General features: G+C 62.3%; 5 protein-coding genes and 1 pseudogene. 1 reads left to right on the forward strand and 5 read right to left on the reverse strand.

All coding sequences use genetic code 11. The annotated features are described in order from the left end of the window. Together ABI660_RS23015 and ABI660_RS23020 are read right to left on the reverse strand one after the other, a co-directional pair. A pseudogene (locus tag ABI660_RS23015) lies at nt 1–151 on the reverse strand (organic hydroperoxide resistance protein); the annotation flags it as partial. Between the two features lie 58 nt (nt 152–209). Then, nucleotides 210–659 (reverse strand): MarR family transcriptional regulator, encoded by a 450-nt coding sequence (locus ABI660_RS23020; RefSeq protein ID WP_348072522.1) that lies wholly within the window; start codon nt 657–659, stop codon nt 210–212. Nucleotides 660–776: 117 nt separating this feature from the next. On the opposite strand from ABI660_RS23020, the gene ABI660_RS23025 reads away from it, so the two are divergent. Next, nucleotides 777–1,721: an SAM-dependent methyltransferase gene (locus tag ABI660_RS23025; RefSeq protein WP_348072524.1), complete on the forward strand. Its 945-nt coding sequence runs from the start codon at nt 777–779 to the stop codon at nt 1,719–1,721. Nucleotides 1,722–1,828: 107 nt separating this feature from the next. Here ABI660_RS23025 and ABI660_RS23030 read toward each other — a convergent pair whose 3' ends face one another. From ABI660_RS23030 to ABI660_RS23040, 3 genes are read right to left on the reverse strand one after another with little or no spacing between them, the layout of a single operon-like run. Further along, on the reverse strand, nt 1,829–2,626 hold the full coding sequence (locus tag ABI660_RS23030; RefSeq protein WP_348072526.1) for an ABC transporter permease: 798 nt from the start codon (nt 2,624–2,626) through the stop codon (nt 1,829–1,831). Continuing rightward, nucleotides 2,626–3,585 carry an ATP-binding cassette domain-containing protein gene (locus ABI660_RS23035; protein WP_348072528.1) on the reverse strand — a complete coding sequence of 320 codons (960 nt, stop codon included), beginning with the start codon at nt 3,583–3,585 and terminating at the stop codon, nt 2,626–2,628. Before ABI660_RS23035 ends, ABI660_RS23030 begins: the two co-directional genes overlap by 1 nt. A gap of 51 nt (nt 3,586–3,636) precedes the next feature. Continuing rightward, nucleotides 3,637–4,476, reverse strand: coding sequence for a siderophore-interacting protein (locus tag ABI660_RS23040; protein WP_348072530.1), 840 nt, complete (start codon nt 4,474–4,476; stop codon nt 3,637–3,639). Nucleotides 4,477–4,775 lie beyond the last annotated feature (299 nt).

Here is a 4,775-nt window from a genome sequence, read left to right on the forward strand (position 1 = left end):
CAAACAGCTGCTCGGGGTTGGTGCCGGTGCCGGCGGTGCCGGGCGAGCTCAGCGTCACGTCCAGACGTCCATCGTCGGTTTTGGACTTGCCGTCACGACCGCCGGTGGTGTGGGCTTTGGCGGTGTAGAGAACTTTGTCGAGTGTGGTCATGGTGATTTCCTTGGAAGATGCTTCGAATTTGAAGCGGGTTAAAAAACGTGAACAGGCCCTAAGCGACCAGCCGCTGGCGCAAGGCCTGCACCTGCTGTGTCAGCGTGATGAGTTCGGGAATGGAGCACTGGCTGGCCTCCAGGATGCAGCCGGGAATTTTTGCGGCGCGGCTCTTGAGCTTGCGGCCTGCCGCGGTCAGTGTGATGTGGACACGGCGCTCATCTTGGACATCGCGCAGGCGCGAAACCAGGCCCGACACTTCCAGGCGCTTGAGCAGGGGCGTGAGGGTGCCCGAATCGAGATAAAGGCGTTCGCCGAGTTCGGACACCATCAGCCCGTCTTTTTCCCACAGCACCAGCATGGCCAGGTATTGCGGATAGGTCAGGCCCAGCTCGTCCAGCAGGGGCTTGTAAAGTTTGGTCATGGCAAGCGAGGTGGAGTACAGCGCAAAACAGAGCTGGTTGTCCAGAAGCAGCATGGCGTTGTCGGGCGTGTTTTTGACTGGCATGATTGAATTATAGCGAACAATTAAATTGTGTGCAAGTTAATTTGAAATCCACGGACTGCAGGGGCTTTGCAACGCTTCCGCCAGTGCCGCGCGCGCCGGCTACTAAACTGTGGGGCCATGCAACACCCCCGTTCCCCCAGCCCCGGCAAGCCCGCCCGGCATGCACCGCCCGCCAAAGCCGCTCAGGTTATTGAAGAACTCCGGCCCGGCCAGTCCATCGAACTGCTGAAAGAGCTGCACATCCTCACGCGCGAGGGCAAGCTCAACCAGGACACGCGGCGCAAGCTCAAGCAGGTCTATCACCTGTACCAGTTCATTGCCCCGCTGCTGGAAGAGGTGTCAGCCAAGGGCCGGGGCTTCACGCTAGCGGACCACGGTGCCGGCAAGTCCTACCTGGGCTTCATTCTTTATGACCTGTTTTTCAATGTCGCCCACCCCGGCGAGAAAACCGGTGGCCACATTTACGGCATAGAGACGCGTGCCGAACTGGTGGAAAAATCACGTGCCCTGGCGCAAAAACTTAGCTTTGCCCGCATGGCTTTTTTGAACCTCTCTGTGCAGCAGGCTACTGCGTCTGAGGCCTTGCCCGATCAGGTGGACATCGTCACAGCGCTGCACGCCTGCGACACCGCCACCGATGATGCCATTGCCTTTGGCCTGCAAAAACAGGCGCGCCACATGGTACTGGTGCCCTGCTGCCAGGCCGAGGTGGCGGGCGTGCTGCGGAAGAACAAGGCGCTGAGCTTGTCCAAAACACCGCTTGCCGAGCTCTGGCGGCATCCGCTGCACACGCGCGAGTTCGGCAGCCAGATCACCAATGTGTTGCGCTGCCTGCAGCTGGAGGCGCACGGTTATGACGTCACGGTGACCGAGCTGGTGGGCTGGGAGCATTCCATGAAAAACGAACTCATCATTGCGAGCCGTCAGGCATCAACAGGCGCTGCCAAAACGCGCCAGGCTCACGCGAGATTGCAGGAAGTGCTGGCCGAGCTGAACCTGGGTGAACTCATGGCGCGTTTCGCCTTGCCTGCCGGTAATGGGGCGTCAGCAAGCGTTGCCTGAGTGGCTGGCCAGCGCAGCGATTTGCTATCAATTAAATAGCTGCTTGCGCCCGCCACATAAGGGCTGGAGGCAAAAAACAATCATGATCTCAGGAAAAACCAGGTATCTCAGGCCTTGAAGCGTTTGCGCGTCAAAGCCAACGCCACCCAGAAACCCACGACGGTGTAAGCCACCAGCACCAGCCCGTGCCGCCAGGGTGAAGCCGGCCACTGGTCCATGAACATCGGGCGAATGATTTCCACCGCATTGGTCAGCGGCAGCCAGTCCGAGATGATGCGCACCACGGTTGGGAGCTGTTCGCGCGGAAAGAAGATACCGCTCAGGAACATCATGGGTGTCAGCACCAGCGTGAAGTAGTAGGTGAAGAAGTCGTAGCCCTTGGCCAGCGCGTTGAAGATCAACGCGATGCACGAGAACATCATGCCGACCAGCAGCAGGATGGGCCAGGCCAGCAGCAGCTTGGGGCTGTGGCTGATGCCCAAGGCCAGCATCACGCCCAGAATGGCGGTCACGGTGAAGAGTGCCTTGAAGGCAGCCCACAACATCTCAGCCAGCAGCACGCTGTCCAGGCTGACCGGCGCATTCATGATGCCGTCCCAGGTTTTCTGCACATGCATGCGCGAAAACGCGGAGTACAGCGCTTCGAAGCTGGCGGCGTTCATGGCGCTCATGCAGATCGAGCCGCTGGCCAGGAACAGGATGTAGGGCACCTTGGTCCCGCCCACGTTGATCTCGCCGACCAGCGCGCCCATGCCGTAACCAAAAGCCACCAGCCACATCAGCGGCTCGGCAATGTTGCCGACCAGGCTGGGAATGGCCAGCTTGCGCCAGACCAGCAGGTTGCGCATGAAAACAGGCCACCAGCGCGCCGACAAGTCGGGCACTCGCCAAACTGACTGATCCATCATCCATCCTCCCTGATTTGCCGACCGGTGAGCTTGAGAAAAAGGTCTTCCAGGTTGGCGGGGCGATGCAATGTTCGCAAGTTCGGGTGGCTTGTCAGTTTGTCCAGTAGCAGGCGGGCGTCCTGTGTGTAGAAGAACACGGTTTCGCCGCTGACCTCTACCCGCGCGGCCAGCGCTCGAAGTGCAGCATGTTCGTCAGACCGGGCCAAGTCCAGCGCGCCCACGCCATACACCTCCACCACATCGGGTTCCAGGTGCCGGGCGATCAGCTCGCGCGGCCTGCCTTCGGCGATTTTCTTTCCGTGGTCCAGCACCAGCAGGCGTGAGCACAGGCGCTCGGCTTCGTCCATGAAATGGGTGGTCAGCAGAATCGACTTGCCCTGCTGCAGCAAGAGCTGCAGGCGCTCCCACATCAGGTGGCGCGCTTGCGGGTCCAGACCGGTGGTGGGTTCGTCGAGCAGCAGCAGGCGCGGGTCATTGACCAGCGCGCGCGCCAGGCTCAGGCGCCGCCGCATGCCGCCCGACAATTCCCCGGGCTTGCTGCCGGCCTTGTGCGAGAGCGAGGCAAACTCCAGCAGCCCGGGCACCCGTGCGCGCACCTGGGCTGCCTTCATGCCGAAATAACGCCCATAAACCTGCAGGTTTTCGGCGCAGCTGAAGTCCGGGTCCAGCGTGTCAAACTGGCTGACCACGCCCAGCCTGGCCTTGATCGCCAGCGCGTCTGCGGGCATGCGCAAGCCGCGGCCGTCGCCATTGAGAAAGTAGGTGATGTCGCCGGCGTCGGGCGCCGTCAGGCCCAGGCACATGCGGATGCTGGTGGTTTTGCCGGCGCCGTTGGGGCCAATCACCCCCACGCACTCGCCGGGCGCGATCTCGAACGAAAGGTCATCAACAACCACGGCGTTGCCATAGTGTTTGGTCAGGCCCCGGATGGCAACAAGAGGATGGGGATGGCTCATGGGCTTATTGTTGCCCATTCCACAGACGCGCCTTCGCGGCTGAGCAAAGGCTCAGGCGTCGTCACCGTAATCGTGGTCGGGGTGGTTCACCACGTCGAGTTTCCAGTAGCCCCGGCCCACGATCTGGCTGCGGCTCACGCCCAGGTCATCGATGAGCAACTGGCGGATGCGGCGCATCGCCGCTGCTTCGCAAGCGAGGTAAATCCGCGCTTCGGTTGCAATCGACGGCAGGGCACGCAAGGCCTTGGCCAGGGGCTCGCCTGCGGTCCGGTGATCGGTGCCGCGTGCCAGCCAGCGCACGTCAAGCTGCGCCGCACTGTGCAGCACACGCTGCTCGGCATTGCTGATCACTTCCAGCAGCACCTGCGCATGCGCCGTAGCGGGCAGGGCCGCCAAAATGGTTTCCACGGCCGGCAGTGCGCTGTCGTCGGCAATCAGCAGGTGCTGCGTGGCTGCGGTGTCCACCGCGTAGCCGGGGCCGGGGCCCATCAGGAACAGCACCTGGCCGACGGCGGCCTGCGCGGCCCAAGTCGAGGCCGGGCCTTCGCCGTGCAGCACAAAATCAACATCCACCTCCAGGGCTTCGGGCCGGACCACCAGCGGTGTATAGGTGCGCATGGACACGGCGCGCGGGCCGTCCGGCAGGGGTCGGGTCGGCTCGGTCTGTCCGGGCTCCGGGAAGATCAGCTTGATGTAGCTGGCCGGGCCGGTGACCGGAAAGCCCTCAAGCTCGGCGCCCTTCAGCGTGATGCGGCGCATCGCCGGGCTCAGGATTTCAATCTTGCTGACTTCCACCCGGCGCGGCGGACGGCGCTGGCGTTTGGGTGCTTCGCCTGTGCTGGGCGCGTTGCTGGAAGCAGAAGAAGAGGGGATGGCGGCAGGGTGGGTCATACAGGCTTTCCGTAAAGCGTCACGCGGGGTGCAGGGTTGCAGATAATGAGAATGATTATCATCTGAGGGTGTAAACCCCGGGTCCGTAAGGTTAAGCAGGCCCCGGGCTAGCCGGCCAGCGGCGCTCGAGTGAAGTAAAGTGTTTGCTACGGCGCGCCATCCACTGCGATGCGCTACTCGCCCCTGACCCTTGACCTTTCACCCCTCTACATTCCATGACCACCTTCGGCACCCCCTTGTCTCACCACGCAACCAAAGTCATGCTGCTCGGCTCCGGCGAGCTCGGCAAGGAGGTGCTG

Origin of the sequence: Polaromonas sp. (genome assembly GCF_039930745.1) — a bacterium.
Classification (GTDB): Bacteria; Pseudomonadota; Gammaproteobacteria; order Burkholderiales; family Burkholderiaceae_C; genus Polaromonas.

Coding starts and splice junctions, on each gene's coding strand:
- ABI660_RS23040 (WP_348072530.1), bottom strand. CDS start 4,476: ATGACCCACCCTGCCGCCATCCCCTCTTCTTCTGCTTCCAGCAACGCG.
- ABI660_RS23030 (WP_348072526.1), bottom strand. CDS start 2,626: ATGGATCAGTCAGTTTGGCGAGTGCCCGACTTGTCGGCGCGCTGGTGG.
- ABI660_RS23020 (WP_348072522.1), bottom strand. CDS start 659: ATGCCAGTCAAAAACACGCCCGACAACGCCATGCTGCTTCTGGACAAC.
- ABI660_RS23035 (WP_348072528.1), bottom strand. CDS start 3,585: ATGAGCCATCCCCATCCTCTTGTTGCCATCCGGGGCCTGACCAAACAC.
- ABI660_RS23025 (WP_348072524.1), top strand. CDS start 777: ATGCAACACCCCCGTTCCCCCAGCCCCGGCAAGCCCGCCCGGCATGCA.